Origin of the sequence: Pseudomonas sp. BE134 (assembly GCF_031456105.1) — a bacterium.
GTDB lineage: Bacteria > Pseudomonadota > Gammaproteobacteria > Pseudomonadales > Pseudomonadaceae > Aquipseudomonas.
In genome coordinates this window covers 25738-50430 of record NZ_JAVDUA010000030.1, presented here as the reverse complement: position 1 = coordinate 50430, position 24693 = coordinate 25738, and the positions used below count along the sequence as shown (strand labels likewise).

28 protein-coding genes, 4 tRNA genes and 1 pseudogene are annotated in these 24693 nt (G+C 58.2%); 14 read left to right on the top strand and 19 right to left on the bottom strand.

Going from position 1 to position 24693, the window contains the following annotated elements; genetic code table 11:
- Positions 1-161: 161 nt before the first annotated feature.
- Positions 162-515, bottom strand: a complete 354-nt coding sequence (locus J2Y56_RS22670; RefSeq protein WP_007942293.1) for a BON domain-containing protein — start codon at positions 513-515, stop codon at positions 162-164.
- Between the two features lie 309 nt (positions 516-824).
- Entirely contained in the window at positions 825-1247 is a 423-nt protein-coding gene (locus tag J2Y56_RS22665; RefSeq protein ID WP_310352835.1) for a pilin, read from the bottom strand.
- Between the two features lie 232 nt (positions 1248-1479).
- Between J2Y56_RS22665 and J2Y56_RS22660 the strand changes: the two genes are divergently transcribed.
- The 4 genes from J2Y56_RS22660 to yacG are packed head-to-tail and all read left to right on the top strand — an operon-like array spanning position 1480 to position 4388.
- Positions 1480-2697 (top strand): type II secretion system F family protein, encoded by a 1218-nt coding sequence (locus J2Y56_RS22660; protein WP_310337136.1) that lies wholly within the window; start codon positions 1480-1482, stop codon positions 2695-2697.
- Position 2698: 1 nt separating this feature from the next.
- Positions 2699-3571 (top strand): A24 family peptidase, encoded by an 873-nt coding sequence (locus tag J2Y56_RS22655; RefSeq protein ID WP_310352832.1) that lies wholly within the window; start codon positions 2699-2701, stop codon positions 3569-3571.
- A complete protein-coding gene (gene coaE / locus J2Y56_RS22650) occupies positions 3568-4191 on the top strand; it encodes a dephospho-CoA kinase (protein ID WP_310352829.1) in 624 nt (207 codons plus the stop codon). The genes J2Y56_RS22655 and coaE overlap by 4 nt, the downstream gene beginning before the upstream one ends.
- A complete protein-coding gene (yacG, locus tag J2Y56_RS22645) occupies positions 4188-4388 on the top strand; it encodes a DNA gyrase inhibitor YacG (protein WP_007942299.1) in 201 nt (66 codons plus the stop codon). Before coaE ends, yacG begins: the two co-directional genes overlap by 4 nt.
- 3 nt (positions 4389-4391) lie before the next feature.
- On the opposite strand, the gene J2Y56_RS22640 is transcribed toward yacG, so the two are convergent.
- Both J2Y56_RS22640 and J2Y56_RS22635 read right to left on the bottom strand, forming a co-directional pair.
- Positions 4392-4607 (bottom strand): hypothetical protein, encoded by a 216-nt coding sequence (locus J2Y56_RS22640; RefSeq protein ID WP_046028516.1) that lies wholly within the window; start codon positions 4605-4607, stop codon positions 4392-4394.
- A 63-nt stretch (positions 4608-4670) separates the two neighbouring features.
- Positions 4671-5360 carry an energy-coupling factor ABC transporter permease gene (locus J2Y56_RS22635; protein ID WP_310352827.1) on the bottom strand — a complete coding sequence of 230 codons (690 nt, stop codon included), beginning with the start codon at positions 5358-5360 and terminating at the stop codon, positions 4671-4673.
- Positions 5361-5498: 138 nt separating this feature from the next.
- Here J2Y56_RS22635 and J2Y56_RS22630 point away from each other — a divergent pair, with 138 nt between their 5' ends.
- From J2Y56_RS22630 to J2Y56_RS22610, 5 genes are all read left to right on the top strand, one after another.
- Positions 5499-6125: a DUF1780 domain-containing protein gene (locus tag J2Y56_RS22630; protein WP_007942303.1), complete on the top strand. Its 627-nt coding sequence runs from the start codon at positions 5499-5501 to the stop codon at positions 6123-6125.
- Positions 6122-6649: an MOSC domain-containing protein gene (locus tag J2Y56_RS22625; RefSeq protein ID WP_007942304.1), complete on the top strand. Its 528-nt coding sequence runs from the start codon at positions 6122-6124 to the stop codon at positions 6647-6649. The genes J2Y56_RS22630 and J2Y56_RS22625 overlap by 4 nt, the downstream gene beginning before the upstream one ends.
- A gap of 50 nt (positions 6650-6699) precedes the next feature.
- On the top strand, positions 6700-6873 hold the full coding sequence (locus J2Y56_RS22620; protein WP_150782043.1) for a DUF3094 domain-containing protein: 174 nt from the start codon (positions 6700-6702) through the stop codon (positions 6871-6873).
- A 60-nt stretch (positions 6874-6933) separates the two neighbouring features.
- On the top strand, positions 6934-8232 hold the full coding sequence (locus J2Y56_RS22615; RefSeq protein WP_007942306.1) for an NAD(P)/FAD-dependent oxidoreductase: 1299 nt from the start codon (positions 6934-6936) through the stop codon (positions 8230-8232).
- A 325-nt stretch (positions 8233-8557) separates the two neighbouring features.
- A complete protein-coding gene (locus tag J2Y56_RS22610; RefSeq protein ID WP_007942307.1) occupies positions 8558-8956 on the top strand; it encodes a hypothetical protein in 399 nt (132 codons plus the stop codon).
- Positions 8957-9055: 99 nt separating this feature from the next.
- Here the strand turns inward: J2Y56_RS22610 and J2Y56_RS22605 are convergent.
- The 7 genes from J2Y56_RS22605 to rluD form a co-directional block, all read right to left on the bottom strand.
- Positions 9056-9132: transfer RNA gene (locus J2Y56_RS22605), tRNA-Pro, on the bottom strand.
- A gap of 96 nt (positions 9133-9228) precedes the next feature.
- Positions 9229-9304, bottom strand: a tRNA-Lys gene (locus J2Y56_RS22600).
- 5 nt (positions 9305-9309) lie between these two features.
- A tRNA-Pro gene (locus J2Y56_RS22595) sits at positions 9310-9386 on the bottom strand.
- 9 nt (positions 9387-9395) lie between these two features.
- Positions 9396-9471, bottom strand: a tRNA-Asn gene (locus J2Y56_RS22590).
- A 299-nt stretch (positions 9472-9770) separates the two neighbouring features.
- Positions 9771-12335 carry an ATP-dependent chaperone ClpB gene (gene clpB / locus J2Y56_RS22585; RefSeq protein ID WP_007942308.1) on the bottom strand — a complete coding sequence of 855 codons (2565 nt, stop codon included), beginning with the start codon at positions 12333-12335 and terminating at the stop codon, positions 9771-9773.
- Between the two features lie 130 nt (positions 12336-12465).
- Positions 12466-13191, bottom strand: a complete 726-nt coding sequence (gene pgeF, locus J2Y56_RS22580) for a peptidoglycan editing factor PgeF (RefSeq protein WP_310337128.1) — start codon at positions 13189-13191, stop codon at positions 12466-12468.
- Positions 13188-14150 carry a 23S rRNA pseudouridine(1911/1915/1917) synthase RluD gene (gene rluD, locus J2Y56_RS22575; protein WP_007942311.1) on the bottom strand — a complete coding sequence of 321 codons (963 nt, stop codon included), beginning with the start codon at positions 14148-14150 and terminating at the stop codon, positions 13188-13190. The genes pgeF and rluD overlap by 4 nt, the downstream gene beginning before the upstream one ends.
- A gap of 151 nt (positions 14151-14301) precedes the next feature.
- Here rluD and J2Y56_RS22570 point away from each other — a divergent pair, with 151 nt between their 5' ends.
- The 4 genes from J2Y56_RS22570 to J2Y56_RS22555 all read left to right on the top strand — a co-directional run bounded on the left by J2Y56_RS22570 (position 14302) and on the right by J2Y56_RS22555 (position 18820).
- Positions 14302-15324 carry an outer membrane protein assembly factor BamD gene (locus tag J2Y56_RS22570; RefSeq protein WP_150782047.1) on the top strand — a complete coding sequence of 341 codons (1023 nt, stop codon included), beginning with the start codon at positions 14302-14304 and terminating at the stop codon, positions 15322-15324.
- Between the two features lie 340 nt (positions 15325-15664).
- A complete protein-coding gene (locus tag J2Y56_RS22565; RefSeq protein ID WP_007942313.1) occupies positions 15665-15898 on the top strand; it encodes a PP0621 family protein in 234 nt (77 codons plus the stop codon).
- A complete protein-coding gene (locus J2Y56_RS22560) occupies positions 15888-17477 on the top strand; it encodes an ATP-binding protein (protein ID WP_310352870.1) in 1590 nt (529 codons plus the stop codon). The genes J2Y56_RS22565 and J2Y56_RS22560 overlap by 11 nt, the downstream gene beginning before the upstream one ends.
- A gap of 2 nt (positions 17478-17479) precedes the next feature.
- Positions 17480-18820, top strand: coding sequence for a sigma-54 dependent transcriptional regulator (locus J2Y56_RS22555; protein WP_310352819.1), 1341 nt, complete (start codon positions 17480-17482; stop codon positions 18818-18820).
- Between the two features lie 128 nt (positions 18821-18948).
- On the opposite strand, the gene thiO is transcribed toward J2Y56_RS22555, so the two are convergent.
- The 7 genes and pseudogenes from thiO to J2Y56_RS22520 form a co-directional block, all read right to left on the bottom strand.
- Positions 18949-20049: a glycine oxidase ThiO gene (gene thiO, locus J2Y56_RS22550; RefSeq protein WP_310352817.1), complete on the bottom strand. Its 1101-nt coding sequence runs from the start codon at positions 20047-20049 to the stop codon at positions 18949-18951.
- A 55-nt stretch (positions 20050-20104) separates the two neighbouring features.
- Entirely contained in the window at positions 20105-20506 is a 402-nt protein-coding gene (locus J2Y56_RS22545) for a type IV pilin protein (protein ID WP_007942325.1), read from the bottom strand.
- Positions 20507-20520: 14 nt separating this feature from the next.
- Positions 20521-20736: pseudogene (locus J2Y56_RS22540) on the bottom strand (hypothetical protein); the annotation flags it as partial.
- Positions 20737-20923: 187 nt separating this feature from the next.
- Entirely contained in the window at positions 20924-21403 is a 480-nt protein-coding gene (locus J2Y56_RS22535; protein ID WP_033048620.1) for a PilX N-terminal domain-containing pilus assembly protein, read from the bottom strand.
- A complete protein-coding gene (locus tag J2Y56_RS22530; RefSeq protein ID WP_007942328.1) occupies positions 21400-22113 on the bottom strand; it encodes a PilW family protein in 714 nt (237 codons plus the stop codon). Before J2Y56_RS22530 ends, J2Y56_RS22535 begins: the two co-directional genes overlap by 4 nt.
- Positions 22110-22559 carry a type IV pilus modification protein PilV gene (gene pilV, locus J2Y56_RS22525; RefSeq protein WP_007942329.1) on the bottom strand — a complete coding sequence of 150 codons (450 nt, stop codon included), beginning with the start codon at positions 22557-22559 and terminating at the stop codon, positions 22110-22112. Before pilV ends, J2Y56_RS22530 begins: the two co-directional genes overlap by 4 nt.
- Entirely contained in the window at positions 22556-23029 is a 474-nt protein-coding gene (locus J2Y56_RS22520; protein ID WP_007942330.1) for a GspH/FimT family pseudopilin, read from the bottom strand. Before J2Y56_RS22520 ends, pilV begins: the two co-directional genes overlap by 4 nt.
- Before the next feature lie 107 nt (positions 23030-23136).
- Here J2Y56_RS22520 and J2Y56_RS22515 point away from each other — a divergent pair, with 107 nt between their 5' ends.
- Positions 23137-23658: a GspH/FimT family pseudopilin gene (locus J2Y56_RS22515; protein WP_310352811.1), complete on the top strand. Its 522-nt coding sequence runs from the start codon at positions 23137-23139 to the stop codon at positions 23656-23658.
- Here J2Y56_RS22515 and ispH read toward each other — a convergent pair.
- Positions 23655-24602, bottom strand: a complete 948-nt coding sequence (gene ispH / locus J2Y56_RS22510) for a 4-hydroxy-3-methylbut-2-enyl diphosphate reductase (RefSeq protein ID WP_310352809.1) — start codon at positions 24600-24602, stop codon at positions 23655-23657. The genes J2Y56_RS22515 and ispH overlap by 4 nt on opposite strands.
- Positions 24603-24693: the final 91 nt, after the last annotated feature.

The following is a 24693-nucleotide window of genomic DNA, read 5'->3' as shown; positions in this document are numbered from 1 at the left end:
TTTTGTGCCGCCCAAATAGAACAGGCCCCGACACGAATGCCGGGGCCTGTAATGGCCACATCCTTATGGCCGTTCGCATGAACTCCTAATCTTGAGAAGTGGCAGGCGTATAACTCACTCGTCTGCCACACCTTCTCCCGGTCCAGGCGAGAAGTCTTGCCTTAGTCGGCTTTCAGGCCGTCAGCGGAGACCGCTTTGACGCCTTCGATTTTCTTGGTGATCGCCACAGCGGTGGCTTTCTGAGCATCAGTCACTGCAACGGTGGACGACAGGGAAACCACGCCTTTGTTGGTTTCGACTTTGATGTCGGTGCCCGGAATGCCTTTTTCGGTCAGCAGGTCGCTTTTGACTTTGGTGGTGATCCAGGTATCGGAAGTAGCTTCCGTGGCCTTGGCAACTTCACCCGAAGCCAATGTCAGCGGGGCTTGAGTGGTGGTGGTCTGTGCGAATGCTGCGTTGGCCAGAGTCAGGGTCAGCGCGGTAGCAGTAGCGGCAGCGATAGCGAACTTCTTCATACGTGTAACTCCTGTTTTTCTTGAAAGTCTGCTGGTTGTCTTCTCAGCAGGGTTACCAGGTATATTGCGAACGCTGTGCCAACTTTGAAACACTCAAAAAATCGTTATAAATCAATAGTTTAAAAATACGGCGAAATTTCGAAATCATGCAAAATGCATGACCGGGCAAAACTCTGCATGCAACTTGCGGGTTTTCACAAAGTTCCTAACACACTGAATTTTTTGTCTTTTTTTTCACAGTTGCGGTGCATTCGACAATAAAAAAAAGCCCCGCAACCGAAGCAGCGGGGCCTTGCTGGATATCTGCGTTTACGAGGCGGAAGGGGTGCAACCTTTAGGCACGTAATCCTGCTCAGCGGAACTGGCACACGACCAGCCTTTGGTTGCATTACGGGTCAATGTAATGGTCTTGCTCATAACGGGTGCCGGGGCATTCAAAATCGTGCAGGTGATGCTGCCATCCCCTGTAGCCACGGTGCCGGTGACCGCCACGGCGCAATTGCTGGTCGTGGCACTACCCGCCGGCGCTACGTTGGCGACCGTTGGCGCCTCGCCCTGGTTGATCGCATCTTCGTACGGCACCTTCATGGCGGAAATCTCGGCCAGGCCCGCCGTCAACTTCGCCCTGGCTTGATATTTGGAATACGTCGGCAACGCAAACGTCGCCAGAATCCCGATGATTGCCACCACGATCAACAGTTCGATCAAGGTAAAACCTTTCTGAGTTTTCATAGACAAGCTCCATGCATGAGTCGAAAGCTCATGATCTGAAATAGCATCAGCACAGCCCATGCCAAGCGCTACCCCCCCTGTTGGCGGGGCAGCACGTGGAATCAACGACCTTTCCTACTCCCAGTAACCGCACTATCTGACAATTTTTGTCACCCAACACCACGGGTTTGGCTCAGCGCCTTGACTAGGCTATAAGCCATGAAGAAATCAATCGAGTCACCAAGGACTGAACATGTCGGTCAAAGCAGCAAAAATCAGCGTGTATGCCTGGGAAGGCACAGACCGCAAAGGCGCCAGAATGACCGGCGAGTTGAGTGGCCAGAACCCGGCGTTGATCAAGGCCCAACTGCGCAAACAAGGCATCAATCCCGGCAAGGTGCGCAAGAAGTCCGCTTCGATTTTCAACATCGGCAAACGCATCAAGCCTCAGGACATTGCCCTGTTCACCCGGCAGATGGCGACCATGATGAAAGCCGGCGTGCCGCTGTTGCAGTCGTTCGACATTATCGGTGAAGGCTTCGATAACCCGGCCATGCGCAAACTGGTGGACGAGTTGAAACAAGAAGTCGCGGCGGGCAACAGCTTCGCCGCGTCCCTGCGCAAAAAGCCGCAGTATTTCGATGAGCTCTACTGCAACCTGGTGGATGCCGGTGAGCAGGCCGGCGCCCTCGACACACTGCTTGAGCGGGTGGCGACCTATAAGGAAAAGAGCGAAAGCCTGAAGGCCAAGATCAAGAAAGCCATGACCTACCCATTGGCCGTGATATTCGTCGCGATCATTGTCACGGGGATCCTGCTGGTCAAAGTGGTGCCGCAGTTCGAGTCGGTGTTCAAGGGTTTTGGTGCAGAGTTGCCTGCGTTCACAGTGATGGTCATCGGCCTGTCGGCGTTCATGCAGCAAGGGTGGTGGGTAATGCTCGGAATACTGCTCGCGGGTATTTTGGGCGTGCGCCACGCTTTCAGGAAATCTCCGGGCTTTCGCGACTGGCTGGACACCTGGCTGTTGAAGCTGCCCCTGATTGGCACGCTGATGCGCAAGTCTGCCGTTGCGCGCTACGCCCGAACACTGTCGACAACCTTTGCCGCCGGCGTGCCGCTGGTTGAAGCGCTGGAGTCCGTGGCCGGTGCGACCGGCAACATTGTGTTCAAGCGTGCGGTGCTGCGCATCAAACAGGATGTGTCGAGCGGCATGCAGCTGAATTTTTCCATGCGCACTTCGGGTGTCTTTCCCAATATGGCGATTCAAATGACGGCCATTGGTGAAGAGTCCGGCGCACTGGATGACATGCTCGACAAAGTCGCGAATTTCTACGAAGACGAAGTGGACAACATGGTCGATAACCTCACCAGCCTGATGGAGCCATTCATCATGGTCGTGCTGGGTGTTATCGTCGGGGGCCTGGTGGTTGCGATGTACTTACCCATCTTTCAACTCGGCTCAGCGATCTGACATGCCTTTGAATGAAATTCTGACCGTTTACCCGGCGTTCTTCGTGGCCCTCGCATTGGTCGTGGGCCTGGTCGTGGGCAGCTTCCTCAATGTGGTGATCTGGCGCCTGCCGAAAATGCTCCATCGCGAATGGCGGCTGCAAGCCCACGATGTGCTGGGCGTACCGCCCGAAGCGCCTGGCCCGACTTACAATCTGATGCTGCCCCACTCCCACTGCCCGCAGTGCGATCATCAAATTCGCCCGTGGGAAAACATCCCGCTGCTCAGCTACCTGTTTTTGCGGGGGCGATGCTCGAACTGCGCCGCACCGATCAGCAAGCGCTATCCGCTGACTGAACTGGCCTGCGGCTTGCTCTCGGCGTTTATCGCCTGGCATTTCGGCTTCGGCTGGCAGGCCTGCACGGTGCTGGTCCTGACCTGGGGCTTGCTGGCGATGAGCCTGATCGACGCCGAGCACCAACTGCTGCCGGATGTTCTGGTGCTACCGCTGTTATGGCTGGGGTTGATCGTCAACAGCTTCGGGGTCTTCGTGTCATTGCATGACGCGCTGTGGGGGACGGTGGCCGGATACATGGTGTTGTGGTCGGTTTTCTGGCTGTTCAAGCTGCTCACCGGCAAAGACGGTATCGGCCACGGTGATTTCAAGTTACTGGCCATGCTCGGGGCGTGGGGCGGCTGGCAGATTTTGCCGCTGACGATCCTGCTGTCATCGCTCGTGGGCGCCATTCTCGGGGTGATTTTGTTGCGTCTGCGCAACGAAAAAACCTCGTCGCCAATCCCCTTCGGCCCCTATCTGGCGATTGCCGGCTGGATTGCCTTGCTCTGGGGTGGTCAAATAACCGACTTCTATTGGCAGTTTGTCGGTTTGAAATGAATACCCCTGTGGAAAAACCCTGGATTCTCGGCCTGACCGGCGGCATCGGCAGCGGCAAAAGCGCGGCAGCCCAACACTTCATCGACTTGGGCATCCACGTCGTGGACGCCGATCACGCGGCGCGCTGGGTGGTGGAACCGGGGCGCCCGGCGCTGGCCGCCATCGCCGAACACTTCGGCCCCGGCGTGCTGCAAGCCGACGGAACACTGGACCGTGCGGCCCTGCGCGCATTGATCTTTGAGGTCCCGGAGCAGCGCCGGTGGCTCGAAGACTTGTTGCATCCGTTGATCGGTGAAGAAATTGCACACAATCTGGCCAAGGCACAATCGCCCTACGCGATTCTGGTTTCGCCACTGCTGATCGAGTCCGGGCAGACCGCCATAACCCAACGGGTCCTGGTGATCGATGCCCCGCAACAGTTACAAATCGAACGCACCTTGCAGCGCGACCAGACCACGGAACAACAGGTCCAAGCGATCCTCAAGGCCCAGTCCAGCCGCCAGGACCGCGTGAGCCATGCCGACGACGTGGTGGTCAACGACCGCGACCTCGCCTGGCTGCACAGCGAGGTCGAACGCCTGCACAACTTTTACCTTACTTTGCGTGGAGGCCAGTCATGAGCCAGACCCCAACCGTCCAATGTCCAACCTGTGGCGCGCCTGTTGAATGGAGTGCCGAAAACACCTTCCGGCCGTTCTGCTCGGATCGCTGCAAACTGATTGACCTCGGGGCATGGGCATCGGAAGAACACAAGATTCCGGTCAGCCCGGACGCCGAAGACGACCTGTTCAGCGAAGACTTCGAACCGCGTCACTGATGTTCACGGCCGCGTAAAACCGTAGTCCTGGCCGTCATCAAGGTTTTCCGCGAGAAAACGCAATTCGTCGGCCAGGTCTTCGGCACTGCGCACTGCCTTGCTTTGCTGTACCACTGCGCTGAGCAAGGCGCGCAGGCTCAAGCCAGGATCAAACCCCACCTCCTGCGCCCCGTCCAGACTCTGACGCAACTCCTGCCTCGCCCATTCGTAGACACTCATATCCATGCTCCTGAAGGTTTTGTCGAGCATGTGTTCGCCGGCGAAAAATCGATTTGATGTGGATCAAGATTTTGGATCGTCGTCTTTCCAGGGGGCGGAAAGGTAGCGCGTGCGATTGAACGTCTCCAGCCATTCCGGGCTGAACACCACCAATGCGCTGACGACCATGCCGTTGATGAACGCTTCTGGAAATATCAGCAACCACAGATAGCCGACAAAATCCTCCAGCCAGTACGGCATGACAAAAAGCTCGTCGTACCACAGCACCCACAGCGACAACAGCAGGCACAACAACGCTGAAAGCGCCGCTGCAAAAAAACCGGAACAGAAGATATACACAAAGGGATTACGCGGTTGCGCCCGCTCGACCAGGATGGCGATGCATTCAGTGACCAGCACCGGCAGTAAAATCAGCAGCGCGCCGTTCACGCCAACGGCGGCCAGGTCCTGACGCCCGAGCAGCACCAGCCCGAGTTGCGCAACCAAGCCGCCGACAATTGCCAAAGGCCAGTCCAGCAGCAAGGTCACGGCTGTCATGCCAATGAAGTGATAAGACACGCCGGTATCGAAATCCCGTCGCACCAGCCACAACATAAATAACGCAAACACGGTGCCGAACAGCAGATGCTGGCGGCGGCTGTCTGTGAACAACTCAACCCAGGGCGCACGCCAGATGGCCCAGAGCAGCACGGGCACATAGATCAGCCAGCCGACTGTCAGCGTCTGCGGTGACAGTAGTTCTACACCGATCATGTGGGTACCCTCTTGAACTCCACCGCCGACTCCTTGCGTGATAACGGCTCTATGCACAGCAGTCTACACCGGCGCAAAAGTGGCTCCATCAGATGCAAAGCTTTCTGCTTGTAGCATTTGAACGCTAAGCTTGGGCCTATGGATGACTCAGATTATTTACGCCTGCTGACCATCGCGGCCGAGCAAGCCAACGCGTTCCTGTCCAATGCCCGCAAATGGGAGCGTGAGCGTTGGGTGTGCCAGCGCCTGCTGCAAGGCCTGAACATTCCTTACCGCGCCGACGAGTTCGCTCCGGCGGGAGAGCCACCGGACGTTTTGTTTCGAGAGGCGAATTTCGAGGTGTTCTTCGTGCTCGATGAGGGCCGGCGACTGAACGACGAATGGCGTGACGAGCTGCAACGTCGGCGCAGTGCGTTTTCCCTGAGCCAGCTAGTGCGACGCGAAGCCAAACCCAAACGCATCCCCGCCAATGAGTTTTTGCTGAGACTGGCGCCGACCTTGCGCAAAAAAGCGCACAACTACAAGGAACGTGGCATGGACCTTGGGGAACTCGACATCATTGCCTTCGCCAGCCTCAAGCGCGAAGTGCTGGACCTCAACAGTCATTTCCCTCCACCTACCGAATACTTGCGCCAGGGGTGGCGCTCGTTATCGCTGGTCGGCCCGACGTTCGCCCGGGTGCTGTTCGCGCACCCGGATGCGCCGGATTTCCTGCGCAGCAACCTGGGGCGCAGCATCGTCTTCGATGTCGGAATCAGCCTGTGAGCCCATTGCAGGAATTGATCGCGCAAGTCCCGCAAACCGGCCGCGTACGCTGGATCGGCGTGCGACCGAAACCTCACCTACCGATGATCGAACTGGAGGCGGTGGAAGCGCGTCTGGAGGCCGGTTTGACCGGCGATCGAGCCCGTCCTGGCGTACGCAACGCACGGCAGGTGACGTTGATTCAGTGGGAACATCTGGCGGTGATCACTTCGTTGATGGGGCGCCCGGACGATCAGCCCGTATTGCCTAATGATTTGCGGCGCAACCTCGTTATCAGCGGTATCAATCTGTTCAGCCTCAAGGGTCGTCGCTTCCGGATCGGCCAGGCCATTTTCGAAACCACCGGCTGGTGCCAGCCTTGTGCGCGCCTTCAAAACAACCTCGGCCCGGGGACCTTTCAGGCCGTGCGCGGACATGGCGGAATCACTGCCCGGGTGTTACAAAGTGGCATCATTCGCCTGGACGACACGGTGAGCGTCGAGCCCATCCCGGACACCGGCTATGCTCCGTTCAACGTTCGTTAAATCAGCCTGTAGCTTCTACACATTCAGCAACGTCTACCGACGAGGCCTTTATGACCAGCCGCCTGAACCCCGACGACCAAAAGCGTGTCGAAGAGTACCTGCACTTGTCCCAGCACCAAGTCGAGCGCCGACCTTTCCGGCCGTGGATGCTCCTGGTGGTGGTGTTGGCAGTGACCATTGGACTGGGCCTGTTGAGCCGATTTATCAGTTACCTGACGCTATGAGCAGCATCGCGCTCGCTCGGGTAATTGCACCGATTTCTTTTAGCCTTGCGAGATATCCCCATGACTCATCGTATTGTCATCGTTGGCGGCGGCGCCGGCGGTCTGGAGTTGGCTACCCGTCTGGGTAAGACTCTGGGCAAGCGCGGCACGGCCAGCGTGATGCTGGTTGACGCGAACCTGACCCACATCTGGAAACCGCTGTTGCACGAAGTGGCAGCCGGGTCGTTGAACTCTTCCGAAGACGAACTCAACTATGTTGCCCAGGCCAAATGGAACCACTTCGAGTTCCAGCTAGGACGCATGAGCGGGCTCGATCGCACGCAGAAAAAAATCCAGCTGGCCGCTACTTACGACGAAGCGGGCCTGGAACTGGTGCCCGCCCGTGAAGTGGGTTACGACTCGTTAGTGATCGCGGTCGGCAGCACCACCAATGATTTCGGCACCCAGGGCGCGGCGCAACACTGCCTGTTCCTCGACACCCGCAAACAAGCCGAGCGTTTCCACCAGCAACTGCTCAATCACTACCTGCGCGCCCATGCCGGGCAAACCGACAAGGTCGAGCAAATCAGCGTGGCCATCGTCGGTGCCGGTGCTACCGGCGTAGAACTCGCCGCCGAGCTGCACAACGCTGCGCACGAACTGGCCGCTTATGGCCTGGACCGGATCAAACCGGAAAACATGCACATCACCCTGATCGAAGCCGGACCACGGGTATTGCCTGCCCTGCCGGAACGTATCGGCGGACCTGTGCATAAAACCCTGGAGAAACTCGGGGTCAACGTCATGACCAATGCCGCGGTCAGTGAAGTGACGGCCGACAGCTTGATCACCGTCGATGGCAAAGTGATCAACGCCAGCCTCAAAGTCTGGGCCGCCGGAATTCGTGCACCGGGGTTCCTCAAAGACATCGACGGCCTGGAAACCAACCGCATCAACCAGCTGCACGTGCTGCCCACCCTGCAAACCACCCGCGATGAAAATATCTTCGCTTTCGGTGACTGCGCGGCATGCCCGCAACCGGGTACTGATCGCAATGTACCGCCGCGTGCCCAGGCGGCACATCAACAAGCCTCGTTGCTGGCCAAATCGCTGAAGCTGCGGATCGAAGGCAAGCCTCTGCCTACGTACAAGTACACCGATTATGGTTCGTTGATCTCGCTGTCACGCTTTTCGGCTGTGGGTAACTTGATGGGCAACCTGACCGGCAGTGTGATGCTGGAGGGCTGGCTGGCGCGGATGTTTTACGTGTCGCTGTACCGCATGCACCAGATGGCGCTGTATGGCGCGTTCCGTACGGCGATGCTGATGCTGGGCAGTAAGATCGGGCGCGGGACTGAGCCGCGTCTCAAGCTGCATTAATTATTCGACGCCTGTCAGGGCCTCATCGCGGGCAAGCCCGGCTCCCACATTGGATCTGCGTCGTACACAGATCCAATGTGGGAGCTGGGCTTGCCCGCGATGCAGGCGCCTCGGTCTGACCTGCAAAAAGATAGTGTCTCACTGTATCTGCCCCCGCGATTCGCCCCTTCGCTTACAAACTCCCCCTTGCGCGACACAGTAGCGATACACCACTCCCGCTAAATGGCTACACCCGAGCAAGGCAGCCTGCCTGCTTCGGTTGTCGCCGCACTTACGTGGCAACCCTTTATCAAGCGGTTGTGTCGTGCAACCCAGGAGCATTGAAATGTCCCGTACCACCAAAAACACTATTGGTCTGCTTGGCGCTGTTCTGGCTGGCGGCATGATGTTGACCGGCACCGTATTCGCTGCTCAGCCGCTGACTCAAGGCTATCTGCTGGCCTCGGCCGAACAGGTGGTGAAAACCCCTGAAGGCAAATGCGGTGAAGGCAAATGTGGCGATGCGTCGATGGCAAAGACCGACACCGATGACGACGGCAAGGTATCGCGTGCGGAATTCCAGAAAGTCGCGCCGAAATCCAACTTCGACAAGATCGACACCAACCATGACAGCTTCATCGACGAGCAAGAGGCGTTTGATAACGTGAAAGCCAACTTCGAAGCCAACGGCAAAAAAATGCCAAAAGGCTTGTTCGAGCACCTGAAAGACCAAGACGGCGCCTAAGCCTCTGAGTACCACGCCCCGCTTTCTCCACCGAGAAGCGGGGCTTTTTTCGGCAGACAAAAAAAATCCCCGTATCTTTCGATACGAGGATTTTTAATATGGTCGGGGTAAGGGGATTCGAACTCCTGACATCCTGCTCCCAAAGCAGGCGCGCTACCGGACTGCGCTATACCCCGGTAAAAAAAAGGCGACCTTTACAAGTCGCCTTCTTCGATCAGTGCTTTTGGCCTCTGATCTTAAGATCTGATCCCAGCGTTAACTGGTTTCAAAAATGGTGGGTCGTGTGGGATTCGAACCTACGACCAATTGGTTAAAAGCCAACTGCTCTACCAACTGAGCTAACGACCCAAAAATGGTCGGGGTAAGGGGATTCGAACTCCTGACATCCTGCTCCCAAAGCAGGCGCGCTACCGGACTGCGCTATACCCCGGTTTGAAATTGGCTCCGTGACCAGGACTCGAACCTGGGACCCAATGATTAACAGTCATTTGCTCTACCGACTGAGCTATCACGGAACTACATATTTCAATTTACAACGGTGAAGCTTTTTGCGTTCTCTTCGACCCGTTCGCATCGCTGCGTTCGTGTGTCTGAGGCGCGCTATTCTACAATCTTCAGAACCTCTGTCAACCCCCTAAATTGCTTTCAAGTTAATGATTTGCAACTTATTTTGGATTTCTGCTTGGGGAGCGGAAACCCTGGCGGGTGACTTACTGCGGGGCGCACTTTACAAGCCTTTTCCTTAGAGTTCAACAGCCTGGCGAAAAAAAGGCCTCGCAATGCGAGGCCTTATCCATTTTGCTGCCTGAGTGAATCAGACGAATACGATTTCGTCGTTTTCCACCACACCCTTAGCGGTCTCGCCGGGCATGAAGCGACCCGACAGAATCAACTGAGCCAGCGGGTTCTCGATCCAGCGCTGAATCGCTCGCTTGAGCGGACGTGCGCCGTATACAGGGTCGTAACCCACCGCGATCAGCTTATCCATGGCCTCAGGGCTCAGATCCAGTTTCAGCTCGCGCTCGGTCAGACGACTGCGCAGGCGTCCCAGCTGGATCTCGGTAATGCCCGCGATCTGGTCCCGCGCCAATGGCTCGAAGATCACCACTTCGTCGACCCGGTTGATGAATTCAGGCCGGAAGTGGGTGGAAATCGCATCCATCACCGCTGCACGCTGTGCTTCACGATCGCCGACCAGCTCCTGGATCTGCACCGAGCCCAGGTTGGACGTCATGACGATCACGGTATTCTTGAAATCCACCGTGCGGCCATGGCTGTCGGTCAAGCGGCCATCTTCCAGCACTTGCAGCAAGATGTTGAACACATCCGGGTGGGCCTTCTCGACCTCGTCCAGGAGGATTACCGAGTAAGGCTTGCGACGCACCGCCTCGGTCAGGTAACCGCCCTCTTCATAGCCCACGTACCCTGGTGGCGCACCGATCAGTCGAGCCACGGAATGTTTCTCCATGAACTCGGACATGTCGATCCGCACCATCGCCTCTTCCGTATCAAAGAGGAACTCGGCCAGTGCCTTGCACAACTCGGTTTTACCGACACCGGTCGGGCCGAGGAACATGAACGAACCACTTGGGCGATTTGGATCGGACAGCCCGGCCCGCGAACGGCGCACGGCGTTGGAAACAGCAATCACCGCTTCGTCCTGACCGATCACACGCTGGTGCAACAGGCTTTCCATTTTCATCAGCTTGTCGCGCTCGCCTTCGAGCATTTTCGACACCGGAATGCCGGTCCACTTCGACACGACTTCAGCAATTTCTTCCTCAGTCACCTTGCTGCGCAGCAACTGGTTTTCGCTTTTACCGTGCTGATCGACCATTTGCAGGCTGCGTTCCAGGTCCGGGATCACCCCGTATTGCAGCTCAGCCATGCGGTTGAGGTCGCCTTTACGGCGTGCGGCTTCAAGTTCCTGACGGGACTGTTCAATTTTCTGCTGGATCTGCGCAGAACCCTGGACTTCGGCTTTTTCCGAATTCCAGATTTCTTCCAGGTCCGAATACTCGCGCTCGAGGCGGACGATTTCTTCCTGGAGTTTTTCCAGGCGTTTGATCGCCGCTTCATCGCTTTCTTTTTTCAGCGCCTGAGACTCCACCTTCAACTGAATCAGGCGACGCTCCAGACGATCGAGCACTTCAGGCTTGGAGTCGATCTCCATCCGAATACGGCTGGCCGCTTCGTCGATCAGGTCGATGGCCTTGTCCGGCAATTGGCGATCGGTAATGTAGCGATGACTGAGCTTGGCCGCGGCAATGATGGCGCCGTCGGTGATCGCCACCTTGTGGTGAACCTCGTAACGCTCTTTGAGGCCACGCAAAATCGCGATGGTGTCTTCTTCGCTCGGCTCGTCCACCAATACTTTCTGGAAGCGCCGTTCGAGGGCTGCGTCCTTCTCTATATATTGGCGGTACTCGTTGAGCGTGGTCGCGCCGACGCAATGCAGTTCACCGCGCGCCAGCGCAGGCTTGAGCATATTGCCCGCATCCATCGAACCTTCACCCTTACCGGCGCCGACCATAGTGTGCAGTTCGTCAATGAACAGAATGATCTGCCCTTCCTGCTTCGACAGCTCGTTGAGCAGCGATTTCAGGCGTTCTTCGAACTCACCGCGATACTTGGCGCCGGCAATCAGCGCGCCCATGTCGAGGGACAGCAGGCGCTTGCCTTTGAGGCCATCCGGTACCTCGCCATTGATGATGCGCTGGGCCAGGCCCTCGGCGATGGCGGTTTTACCCACGCCAGGCTCACCGATCAGCACCGGGTTGTTCTTGGTACGGCGTTGCAGGACCTGAATGGTCCGGCGAATTTCGTCGTCACGGCCGATCACCGGGTCGAGTTTGCCTTCTTCGGCACGCTTGGTCAGGTCCACCGTGTATTTATCCAGCGCCTGGCGCGACTCCTCGTGGTTGGCGTCGTTGACCGCTTCGCCGCCACGCAGGTTATTGATCGCGTTTTCCAGGGCTTTCTTGCTCACCCCCTGCCCCAGCAGCAACTTGCCGAGCTTGCTGTTCTCGTCCATCGCGGCGAGCAGCACCAGCTCGCTGGAGATGAACTGGTCGCCCTTCTGCTGGGCCAGGCGATCCGCCTGATTAAGCAGGCGCGCCAAGTCCTGCGACATGTTCACGTCGCCGGTCGGGTTCTGGATTTTCGGCAGCTGGTCGAGCTCTTTGGTCAGCTCTTTACGCAGGCTGTTGACGTCGAAACCAACCTGCATCAGCAGAGGTTTGATTGAGCCACCCTGCTGTTCAAGCAGCGCCTGCATCAAGTGCGCCGGCTCGATGCCGGGATGGTCGAGGCCGACAGCCAGGGATTGGGCGTCGGATAGTGCTAACTGCAATTTGCTGGTTAAACGATCTATACGCATGGGTCACCTTCCTTTTGAGCAGGCCGGACCTATAAAACATCCTGAATGAAGAAACCTGCCAGATACTGTTATAGATGCGGTCGATTCTGGGAGTTTCAAGCGTCGATCAGTTGATGCAGATCAGAGAAGTCTAGCGTTCCAGCCAGACAAGAGAGGCAAACCGACCCGTTTGTGGACTGCGGCGGTAGGAAAAGAAGCGCGGATCGGTCACGGTGCAGAAACCGCCACCATAAACAGCAGTGACACCACGAGCAGCCAGACGCAAACGCGCCAGTTCGTAGATATCAGCCATGAATTTGCCAGCATTGGCGCTTGGCACAAAAGCCTTGGCGGCCTCAGGCAATTGTTCGACGAAGGTTTCGCGCACTTCCGGGCCAACTTCAAAGGCTTGCGGGCCAATGGCCGGGCCAAGCCAGACCAGCACGTCTTCTGCCGGGACAGCCAATGCGTCGAGCGTCGCTTCGAGCACGCCCGCCGCCAATCCGCGCCAACCGGCGTGCGCCGCCGCAACGCGGGTGCCGGCACGGTCGCAAAACAGCGCGGGCAAGCAGTCGGCCGTCATTGCCGCACAGGCGATACCGGGCGTGGCTGTCCAGCTGGCGTCAGCGGTGGCTACCAGGCTTGGGTTCGCGTGGGCCACGGCGATGCCGTGAACCTGTTGCAACCAGGCCGGTTGAATAGAGAAATGATCGGTGAGGCGACGGCGATTTTCGGCCACAGCTTCTGGGCTGTCGTCGACATGATCGCCAAGGTTGAGGCTGTCGAACGGCGCCAGACTGACGCCGCCCGCACGGGTGGTCACACAGGCTTTCACCCCGGCAGGCGCAGGCCAGTCGGGAATCAGCCAGTCACTCATCCGATGAACGCCTCACGGTCTTGCTTGAGCAGGGTCAGCAACCAGACGAAATCGTCCGGCAGTGGCGATTCCCAACTCATGCGTTTACCGGTGGTCGGGTGATCCAGCTCCAGGAACCGCGCATGCAGGGCCTGACGCGGGAACGCCTTCAACGATTCGACCATGGTCACACTGGCTGCCGGCGGGATACGGAAGCGACCGCCGTAGGCAGGGTCTCCGACCAACGGGTAGTTGATGTGAGCCATGTGCACACGAATCTGGTGAGTACGACCGGTTTCCAGCTTCACCCGCACGTGAGTGTGGGAGCGGAAACGCTCGAGCACGCGATAGTGGCTGACGGCTTGCTTGCCACCTTCCATCACCGCCATGCGCTGGCGTTGCTGGCCGTGACGACCGATGGGAGCGTTGATCTTGCCCCCCGCCGTCACCACACCGATCACGATGCATTCGTAGATCCGGCTTACGCTGCGGCTCTGCAATTGCGTGACAAGCTGTGTCTGCGCTTGAATGGTCTTGGCCACCACCATCAGACCGGTGGTGTCCTTGTCCAGGCGATGCACGATACCGGCGCGGGGCACATTGATAATGTCCGGCACGTGGTGCAGCAAGGCGTTGAGCAAGGTGCCATCAGCGTGGCCGGCAGCCGGATGAACCACCAGACCCGCAGGCTTGTTGATCACCAGGATGTCGTCATCTTCATAGACGATGTCCAGCTCGATGTCTTGAGCGATCCATTCGCCCTGAGCTTCCTGCTCGGCAGTCAGTTCAAGAATGGCGCCACCGTGAACGATGTCTCGCGGGCGGATAACCGCCCCATCCACAGTCAGGCGGCCGTCTTTGATCCAGGCGGAAAGGCGCGAGCGCGAGTGCTCAGCGAATAATTGTGCGGCGACTTGATCGAGGCGTTGGCCGCCCAATTCGGACGGCACCTCTGCGCGAAGTTCAATTTTATCGGACATGCTCAGACTAGGCGTCGGCACAGCTTTTGGTTTCGGCTGCGCGCTTGTGGTTAAATACGGCGTCTTTTGCCCCGAGGCTATACAACGGGGCGCTCATCATAACAGGACGGCCACGCCCAAGACAGCGGCCGTCATAGGGACGCAAGCCGCCATGCAAGTGAAACACCTGCTGCTGATCGCCATCCTCGCATTGACCGCTGCTTGCTCATCGAAGGAAGTCGTAGACGAAAACCTTAGCGAAGTCGAGCTGTACCAGCAGGCTCAGCAAGATCTGGACAAGAGTAGCTACACCAGCGCAATTACCAAGCTGAAGGCTCTGGAATCGCGTTATCCGTTCGGTCGCTACGCTGATCAGGCTCAACTCGAGCTCATCTACGCGAACTACAAAAACACCGAGCCTGAAGCTGCCAAGTCGGCCGCCGAGCGTTTCATTCGCCTGCACCCGCAGCACCCGAATGTGGATTACGCCTACTATATGAAAGGTCTTACGTCCTTTGATCAGGATGTCGGCCTGCTGGCGCGTTTCCTGCCGCTGGACATGACCAAGCGTGATCCGGGCGCCGCTCGCGACTCCTTCAACGAGTTCGCTCAGCTGACCAGCCGCTTCCCGAACAGCCGCTACTCGCCGGACGCCAAGCAGCGCATGATTTACTTGCGCAACTTGCTGGCGGCCTACGAGATTCACGTTGGCCACTATTACCTGACCCGTCAGGCTTATGTTGCCGCCGCGAACCGTGGCCGTTACGTGGTGGAAAACTTCCAGGATACCCCGTCCGTCGGTGACGGACTGGCGATCATGACTGAAGCCTACCAGCGTATGCATCTGGACGATCTGGCAGCCACCAGCCTCGAAACCCTGAAGCTCAACTACCCGAACAATCCAAACCTGGAAGACGGTCAGTTCAAGCCTTCGGTCGCCGAAGCCGACAACCGTTCGTGGTTGAGCAAGGCCACGCTGGGCCTGATCGAGTCCCGTCCACCGCTGCCGCCGGGCGAAACCCGCGCCAACCAGGACGTGCAGAGACAGTTCCAGGATGCCAAGGAAGCGATTCCGGCCGAACTGAAGCCTAAAGATGGAAGTGGCGACGCCGTCGAAGAAGAGCAACAGGAGTCCGAAGGCAACAACAGCGACCGCTCGTGGTTCAGCTACATGACCTTTGGCGTGTTCGACTGACACCTCTGGTTGTACAAAAAGGAGCCTTGCGAGGCTAATGCCGATCAGTTAAGCAATTTCTGCGGTAACGCAATTGTTGTAGCAGCTGGCGAAGCCTGCGTTCGGCTGCGCAGCAGTCGTGACATCAGACGATGCGGTGTTTCAGGTAGACCGCAAACTCCGGTTTTACGACTGCTGCGCAGCCGAACGCAGGCTTCGCCAGCTGCTACAGAACGCGTTATGGCTTAACTGACCGGCATTAGCCTTGCGAGGCTCCTTTTTTGTGGGCGTGATGATTACGCTGTGCGCTCGGCATGTCCTTGGCTAAACTGCTTAATCACCCGTCATAAAGCTGCTCACCATGCTTCGTTTACTGTTCTGGATCGCCCTGATTGCCGCTGCGGTATGGTTCTGGCGCAAGTTCAAGGGCTCGACGTCCACGCTCAAGTCCTCCGCCGAGCTGGAAGCTGCCCCCATGGTCCGCTGCGCCCATTGCGGTGTTCACCTGCCCCGCGACCGCGCGCTGAGCCTTCAACAACAGTGGTATTGCAGCCAGGCTCACCTTGAGCAAGGCCCGGGCCCTGGTGGTCGCTGAGACGTCCAGTCCCGGCGACAAACAGGCTCGGCGACTGCTGCGCCTTTACCACCTCTACCGCTTAAGCGTCGGCATCACCTTGGTGTTGTTGATGACCAGCAACCTCGACAACGGGTTGCTGACGTTCGCCAATGACGATCTGCTGCGCAGTGGCAGCTGGTTGTACCTGGTGCTGAATATTCTGCTGGTGGTGTTTTTGGGAAACACCCGACGGCCGGCGCAGCTGTTCGGCCTCGCGCTGGTCGACGTCTTGCTGCTCTGCGGTTTGTTTTACGCCGCAGGTGGAGTGGCCAGCGGTATTGGCAATCTATTGATCGTGACAGTGGCCATCAGCAATACCCTGCTGCGTGGACGTACCGGCCTGTCCATCGCCGCCGTCGGCGCACTGGGTATCGTCGGTTTCAGCTTCCTCCTTGGCTTCAGCCACCAGGCCAGCCCCAACGACTACCTGCAAGTCGGCACGCTCGGCGCACTGTGCTTTGCCGCGGCATTGCTGGTGCAAGGCTTGACCCGACGCCTGGAAGTCAGCGAACACCTCGCCGAACAGCGAGCCAGCGAAGTGGTGGGACTCGAAGCGCTCAATGCGCTGATCCTGCAACGCATGCGCACGGGCATTCTGGTGCTCGATGAGCAGCGGCGGGTGCAACTGGCCAATCACAGCGCCTTGATATTGCTGGGGCACAAAGCACTCGACGGACAACGGATCGATGACTTTTCGCCAACGCTGGTCGAACGTCTTGAGCTGTGGTTCAACAATCCGGCCTTGCGCCCGCAAAGTCTGAAAATCGATAGCAGCGGCCTGGAATTGCAACCCAGTTTCATCGCCCTGAACCAAAGCCCTAATCACCAGACCCTGGTGTTTCTCGAAGACCTCGCTCAGGTCGCACAACAAGCACAGCAACTAAAACTCGCTGCACTCGGTCGACTGACGGCGGGTATTGCCCATGAAATCCGCAATCCATTGGGCGCCATCAGTCATGCCGCGCAATTGCTGCGCGAATCAGAGGAACTCAAGGGGGCAGATCGGCGTCTGACCCAGATTATTCAAGACCACTCTCAGCGAATGAATCGGGTTATCGAACACGTCCTGCAATTGTCCCGCCGCCAGCAAACCGTCCCGCAACGGCTCGATCTGAAGCCATGGCTGCAAACGTTCGTCGCCGACATTCGTGAAGCTGCGACCGAAGGTCAGCACATTCACCTGCATATAGGGTCAGGCGATTTCAACACCTTGATGGACCCAGACCAGCTCACCCAGGTTCTGGACAATTTGTTGCGCAACGCCTGGCACCACAGCGCCCTGAATCACGACATGGCCCAGGTCTGGCTCGATTTGTTTGTCGATGCCGACAGCCAGTTGCCCACCCTCGAAGTCACGGACGACGGCCCCGGTGTTGCGCCGGACCAGCAGGTGCATTTGTTCGAACCGTTTTTTACCACCCGTAGCCAAGGCACAGGCCTGGGGCTGTATCTGTCCCGTGAGCTGTGCGAAAGCAACCAGGCCCGCCTAGACTTCAAACCACGCCAAGACGGCGGCTGCTTTCGCATTACTTTTGCCCACGGACGGAAACGAAGTTGAACATGAGCCCACGGCCCAAAGTCCTGATCGTCGACGACGAACCGGACATCCGCGAACTCCTCGAAATCACTCTGGGACGGATGAAACTCGATACCTTCAGTGTCCGTAACCTGGGCGATGCCCAAGCGTTGTTGGCCCGGGAAACCTTCGATTTGTGCCTCACCGACATGCGCCTGCCCGACGGCACCGGCCTTGAGTTGGTTCAATACATTCAGCAGCGTTACGCGCAAGTGCCGGTGGCGATGATCACCGCCTACGGCAGTCTCGAAACGGCGATCAATGCACTCAAGGCCGGCGCCTTCGACTTCCTGACCAAACCGGTCGACCTCACTCGGCTGCGAGAACTGATCACCAGCGCCCTGCGCGTGCCTGCACCGGGCGACGCCAGTACCGCCATTGATCGCCAGCTACTGGGCAGCTCCCTGCCCATGCACAGCCTGCGCAAACACATCGACAAACTCGCGCGCAGCCAGGCGCCGGTGTATATCAGCGGCGAATCGGGCAGTGGCAAAGAATTGGTCGCCCGATTGATCCATGAGCAAGGACCGCGAGCCCATCAACCCTTCGTCCCGGTCAACTGTGGGGCGATTCCGTCAGAGCTGATGGAAAGCGAGTTCTTCGGGCATCGCAAAGGCAGTTTCAGTGGCGCCATCGAAGACAACCCCGGTCTGTTCCAGGCCGCCCATGGCGGCACGCTGTTCCTCGATGAAGTCGCGGATTTGCCTTTGGCCATGCAGGTCAAACTGCTGCGTGCAATTCAGGAAAAAACCGTACGCAGGGTCGGCGAACAACAGGAAACGGTGGTCGATGTGCGCATCCTTTGCGCCAACCACAAAGACCTCGATGTCGAAGTTTCTGCTGAACGATTTCGCCAGGATTTGTATTACCGCCTCAACGTGATCGAACTGCGAGTTCCGTCATTGCGCGAACGCCGTGACGACATCGAACCACTGGCCAGTCATGTGCTCGGGCGCTTGGCAGCCAGCAGCGACCAACCCGCCGCAACGCTTCACCCGCTGGCCCTGGAAGCACTGAAAAATTACCGCTTCCCCGGCAATGTGCGGGAACTGGAGAACGTGCTCGAACGGGCTCACACCTTGTGTGAAAACAAGCAGATTGAAGCGAGTGATTTACGACTGGCCGACGGTAATTGCACGGCAGAAGGTGCGGCTGCGGACCTGACGCAGATTGATAATCTTGAACATTATCTGGAAAACGTCGAACGCAAACTCCTCCTCCAGGCGCTGGAGGAAACCCGCTGGAACCGCACGGCGGCGGCTCAGCGGTTGAGTTTGTCGTTCAGGTCGATGCGCTACAGGCTGAAGAAGTTAGGGTTGGATTGAGGGCCCCTTAGCGGGCAAGTCGAATCGTCGCACCGCCGCTCCCACATTGGATCTGTGAACTATGCAAATCCCCTGTGGGAGCGAGCCTGCTCGCGATAGCTATCTGCCCGGCGATACATCATTAGCGGTCAGATCCGCCCGGTCGGTGCATACGGCGCAGGATCAATAATCGGCTCGCGCCCCAGCATCACATCGGCAAACAACTGACACGACGCCGGCGCCAGCACCAGCCCATTGCGGTAATGCCCGCAGTTGAGCCAAAGCCCTTCAAACCCTGGCACTTGGCCGATGTATGGTATGCCTTCCGGCGAGCCCGGCCGCAACCCGGCCCAATGCCCGACCACTTCGGCATCCGCCAATGCCGGAATCAACTCCACCGCCGATGCCTTCAGGCTTTCCAGCGCCGAATCGGTCGGTGTCTTGTCGTAGCCTTCATGCTCCAGCGTACTGCCGATCAGAATGTGCCCGTCGCGCCGGGGAATCGCATAACGCCCCTTGGCCAGCACCATGCTCGGCAGAAAGTCTGACGCGCACTTGTACAGAATCATTTGCCCTTTTACCGGTTCGACTGGCAGTTCCAGCCCCAGGCTTTTCAGTAAATCACCACTCCAGGCGCCTGCTGTCAGGACCACTTGATCACCCGCAATGGCACCCGTCGAGGTCTGCACACCCACGATTTGATCACCCTCACGAATGAACCCGCTGACTTCGCACTGCTCGTGGATCGTCACATTCGGCAGCGCCAGCAAGGCAGCCTTCAGCGACTTCACCAGCCGAGGATTACGCACATTGGCGACATCGGCCATGTAGACCGCCCGCGAAAAACCCGCGCCCAGCACCGGCACTGCATCGTGTGCCGCCGAGATATCCACAGCCCGCAGCGGACGATTCTCGCGCTCGGCCCAGGCCAGCGCCTCAATCTCGTCATCCAGATCCAGCCAGTACAAACCGGTGGTATGAACTTCAGGGTCAACCCCGGTTGCGGCGAACAGGCGCTCACCGAGCTGTGGATAAAAATCCTGGGACCAATGCGCCAACGCAGTGACTGCCGGGCTGTAGCGCCACGGGTACAACGGCGAAACAATCCCGCCCCCCGCCCATGACGACTCCTGCCCGACGTTCGAACGATCCAGCAGCACAACACTCTGCACTTCGGACGCGAGATTGAACGCCGTCAGCAGCCCAATCACGCCACCGCCGACAATCACCACTTGCTGTTGCCTGGTCATGTTCAGATCCAACCGTTAAATAGACGAAGGGCACAAGAGGCGCCCGAAAAGAAACTCAGCCACCCCAGCAGTCCTTGGCGGTCAACCCGTCTGTGGCATTGACCATGCTTCTGACACCGGTATTGGTGAGGGTGAAATCCCCGCACTTGTCGGTGGCCATGCTCGAACCGGACTTGCGCACCGCGGTCAGCAGGAAGGTCTGATCAGTCAGGGTCGGGGTGATGGTGTAATAGTCGTTGCCGGCGCTCAGGCCGGTGGCATTGGTGTAGACATTGTTCTGGGAGTAGAACCGTTCAAGGATCTGCGCCTGCTCCGATAGCATTCCGGCAATTTCGCCGCGCCGGCCTTTATTCAGGTATTCGGTGAAGCTCGGGGCGGCAATGGTGATGACGATCCCGATGATTGCAATCACGATCATGATTTCGATCAGGGTAAAACCTCGGTTGGATCTACGCATGCCTCAACTCTCACTTACTGTATTTGTCGCCACATGATGCGACGGCTGCCGCCGCCGGATTTTTCCACCACTGGGGTGATCACGTCTCCAGAATCATTTCCGGTGATGTCATTGGCGATGCCATCGGAGGACGGATTATCGCCGATATAGATCACCCCGCTGGAAATTGCGTCGGGATTATCGACTACGCCATCGCCATTACCGTCGAGCATCTTAACGCTGAACGCTTCAGGCAGCCTCAGGCAGATTGCCGTCAACCCCTGTTTTTCGCGATAGAAACCGTACCAATTTCCAGCGGCCAGACATCGACGTTTACTCGGGGTTGGCGCGTCCGGCGACGTAAAACAATAGGCCGGCATCGACAGGCACAGCAGCAACCCAACGCCAAACCGCCGCAGTCGCCATGCAATGTGGCGCTTAGTATTTTGCATAAATACTCTCCACCACGCTGCGCGAATGGCCCGCAATACCTACTGCCGTCACCCGGTACAGGGTTGCCGTGGTGTGAGTCGGTAAATTCACGGCAGCCTGGGTAGTGCCAATGTTTTGCACACCATAAAAGCCCGTTCCGGATGCGATCCAGGTCACCCCCGAAGCGGAATTAACCCCTGCGGCAGTCACGGACTTTGACTCGGGTGGCGGTGAGCACTGACGGCCATTGCTGCAAATCGGCAGTGAATAGCCATCCCGCTGCACGGCGCTTTCCCCCACCCGCAGCGCCGCTTCTGCACCTTGAAACGACTGATTGCGCAAGCTCACGCTGCCGGCCATTTTTTCCTGCAGGGTGGCGTTCTGCATCGAAGACAGGCCGATCAACGTCAGCAACAGCAGAAACACCAGACTGACCAGCAGCGCCATACCGCGTTGGGCGTGAGACGTCATGGCAGCCACCCTCATGGCAAGCGGTTGCGCAAAGCGGCAACCACGTTGAAGGTTTGGTCGCGCACTCGATGGTTCGGGTCCGTGAGGGTCAGGCTTAGCCGTACGCTGCGAATGCGTGCCGGGTCTGACGGGTTGCTGCTGTAACTGGAAGCGGCCAGATCGGTGGCCGAACTGGCGAGGCCGAAGCTGACATTGAACGCCTCCACGTTATTCACCAGTACGTACTGGGTTGGCTTGCCGGCGCCAGCCCCCATCAATATCTGATTATTGCTGAAGCTGTAGATCAATCGCCGTATCGGAAACGCCAGAAACCCCGTTGCGGGTTTACGTTCGCCGGTGTACGCCGTCGCCGAGTTTCGACAATTAGTGATTACCGTCCACACCGGCACTCCGCCCGCGCCGCCGACATCCGCCGTCACCAGGGTCAGCTTGTGATTGGCATTGTCCCAACTGATGGGCGTTATCTGGCTGGCGTTAAAATCACCTGCATCACTTGAGTCAGTGATGGCCCCCAGACAGCCGAACATGCCGACCATGCGGATTTCCTGAATCATCTTGCTCAACACAAATCGCGCGTCTTCCTGCATCCCCGCAGAGACGTTCTGGCTAACGTAGGTATTTTTAGCCGCGATAAAAATTTGCACGACGCCGAGCACCACGATCAGGCTCAACGCCAGTGCAATCAACAACTCGATCAAACCGAACCCCCGGCTGGAGCGGCTCATGGCGTGGACACCGGGTCGACCGTGGCGCGGCTGGTCAAGATGAAGCTGCGGCGCGAGTTGGCGGTATTGGCAGCGCGCGAGTCATCCCAGGTGATGGTGATGGTGTAGACCCGCTGGTTCAACGCCACGCTGCCGGTAGCCGTCGCACCGCCGAAATTGACGATGTTGGTGGTGAAATCGTAGAGATCCTGATCTCGGGCGACACTCAAGTTGCCCGAGGCCGGTGGTGTGACGGTGTAGTCGGCCGCGGAATTGGCGCGGATGCGGTCCATCATGTCGTAGGCGATAAAACTGGCCTGGCTGGTCATGCGTGAACTGTCGGTGTATTTCAGCGCATTGAGCTGAATCGCCGCGGCCCCCAATAGCCCCACCGTCAGTATCAATAACGCAACCAAGACTTCGATCAGCGTCATGCCCTCCTGTGCACGCTTGCTCCATCCCCTCATCCGCAACTTCCACCCAATAGAATTCGTCCGTTCAAACACACATTCAGCGTCCTGCTTTGCGTCCCCCGTACGTAGTTGATGACGACTGAAGTAGACGGTGCCGACAAACCACCCAGGTTGTTGAAGTCCAGCGCTGTGACCTCTGAGGTTAGCGTCAGAGTGGCGCCGCCGCTCATCGCTGGAACAACCCGCAATACATTGGCCGGCGTGCCGGTACCGTCATAGACCGTCAATTCACCGCTCCATCCATTGCCACCAGCCGTCGGGCGGACCCGGATGGTGATGCCACGATCGATGGCCTCCAGCCGGGCGAAATTGAGCCCACGCTGCAAGCCGCCTATTTCAGTATCGGCCCTGGTGGTTTGCACCGAACGGGTAAACGCCGGCACCGCCAGGGTGATCAAAATCAGAAACACCGCGAGCGCGAGCAACAACTCGATCAGCGTGAAACCTTTTGTACGATGATCCATCGGTGCCCTCGGTTGCCGTCGGCTATACCTGCCTTTACGCGCTAGAACATCTGCCTGCACCCCCGCATGGATTGCGTGGGTGACAACTCTCCAGGGAAGGAAATGCCATGCAACAGCAAGGTTTCAGCCTGATCGAACTGCTTATGGGACTGGCAATTGCCACAATTGTTCTGCTGTTGGTCAGTCCGGCGTTCGCGGCACTCACTGAATCGAACCATCGAGAGCAAGCGGCGCACGCGCTGGCCAGTGGAATACGCAACGCCAGAACCCTAGCCATCACACACAATCAGACCGTTGTGATTCATGGCATCAACGGGAATTGGGGTCAGGGCTGGCGGATCATTCTGGACATCAGCGGTAAAGGGCCGGCGGACAGCAACAATCCGCTACTGGTTGAGCACGCGGGCAGCGCTCGGGGGTCGATAGTCGGAAATAGGCAGGTCAGGCGTTACATTCGTTTCAGCGGGATAGGCGCACCACAGATGCCCGGAGGATGGGCCTTTCAAGCGGGGACACTGCACTTTTGCGCAGCTCGCGAACCCGTCAGCCAGCTTCAAGTGGTGTTGGCTGCGACAGGTCGCGTCAGCCTGCGCAGCGATAAAGCCGAGCAGACTTTATGTCAGCGTTAAAGCAGAGAACGTACGCGCAGTTCTTTAGGCATGGAAAACGTGATGTTCTCCTCACGCCCGGCCAGCTCATCGGCACCGGTTGCGCCCCAGGCCTGCAATTGCTGGATGACCCCACGCACCAACACTTCCGGAGCAGAAGCACCGGCGGTAATGCCGATGCGCTCGACACCTTCAAACCAGCTCTTTTGCAGATCTTCGGCGCCGTCGATCAGGTAAGCCGGGGTGGCCATCCGTTCGGCCAGCTCTCGCAAGCGATTGGAGTTGGAACTGTTCGGGCTGCCGACCACCAGCACCACGTCGCATTCGTCGGCCAATTGCTTGACGGCGTCCTGACGGTTTTGCGTGGCATAGCAGATGTCGTCCTTGCGCGGACCACCAATCGCCGGGAAACGCGAACGCAACGCGTCGATCACGCGGCTGGTGTCGTCCATGGACAGGGTGGTCTGGGTCACGAAAGCGAGTTTTTCCGGGTTGTGCACCTGCAAGGCGCCAACGTCTTTCTCGTCTTCGACCAGGTAAATAGCGCCACCATTGCTGCCATCGTATTGACCCATGGTGCCTTCGACTTCCGGATGCCCGGCGTGGCCGATCAGGATGCATTCACGGCCATCGCGGCTGTAGCGAGCGACTTCGATGTGTACCTTGGTCACCAGAGGGCAAGTCGCGTCGAACACCTTGAGGCCACGGCTGGCGGCTTCGGTACGCACGGCCTGGGAAACGCCGTGGGCACTGAAGATCACGATGACGTCATCCGGCACCTGATCCAGTTCCTCAACGAAGATAGCCCCGCGAGCACGCAGGTCTTCGACGACGAACTTGTTGTGAACCACTTCGTGGCGCACGTAGATCGGCGGCCCGAAGACTTCAAGGGCGCGGTTGACGATTTCGATCGCACGGTCCACGCCGGCGCAGAAGCCACGGGGGTTGGCGAGTTTGATTTGCATGCTGTGCCTCGTGTCTTGCGCGCAAGAAATAGCGAAAACAGGGAAAAACCTTTTACTGTGGGAGCGAGCCTGCTCGCGATGACGGAGTATC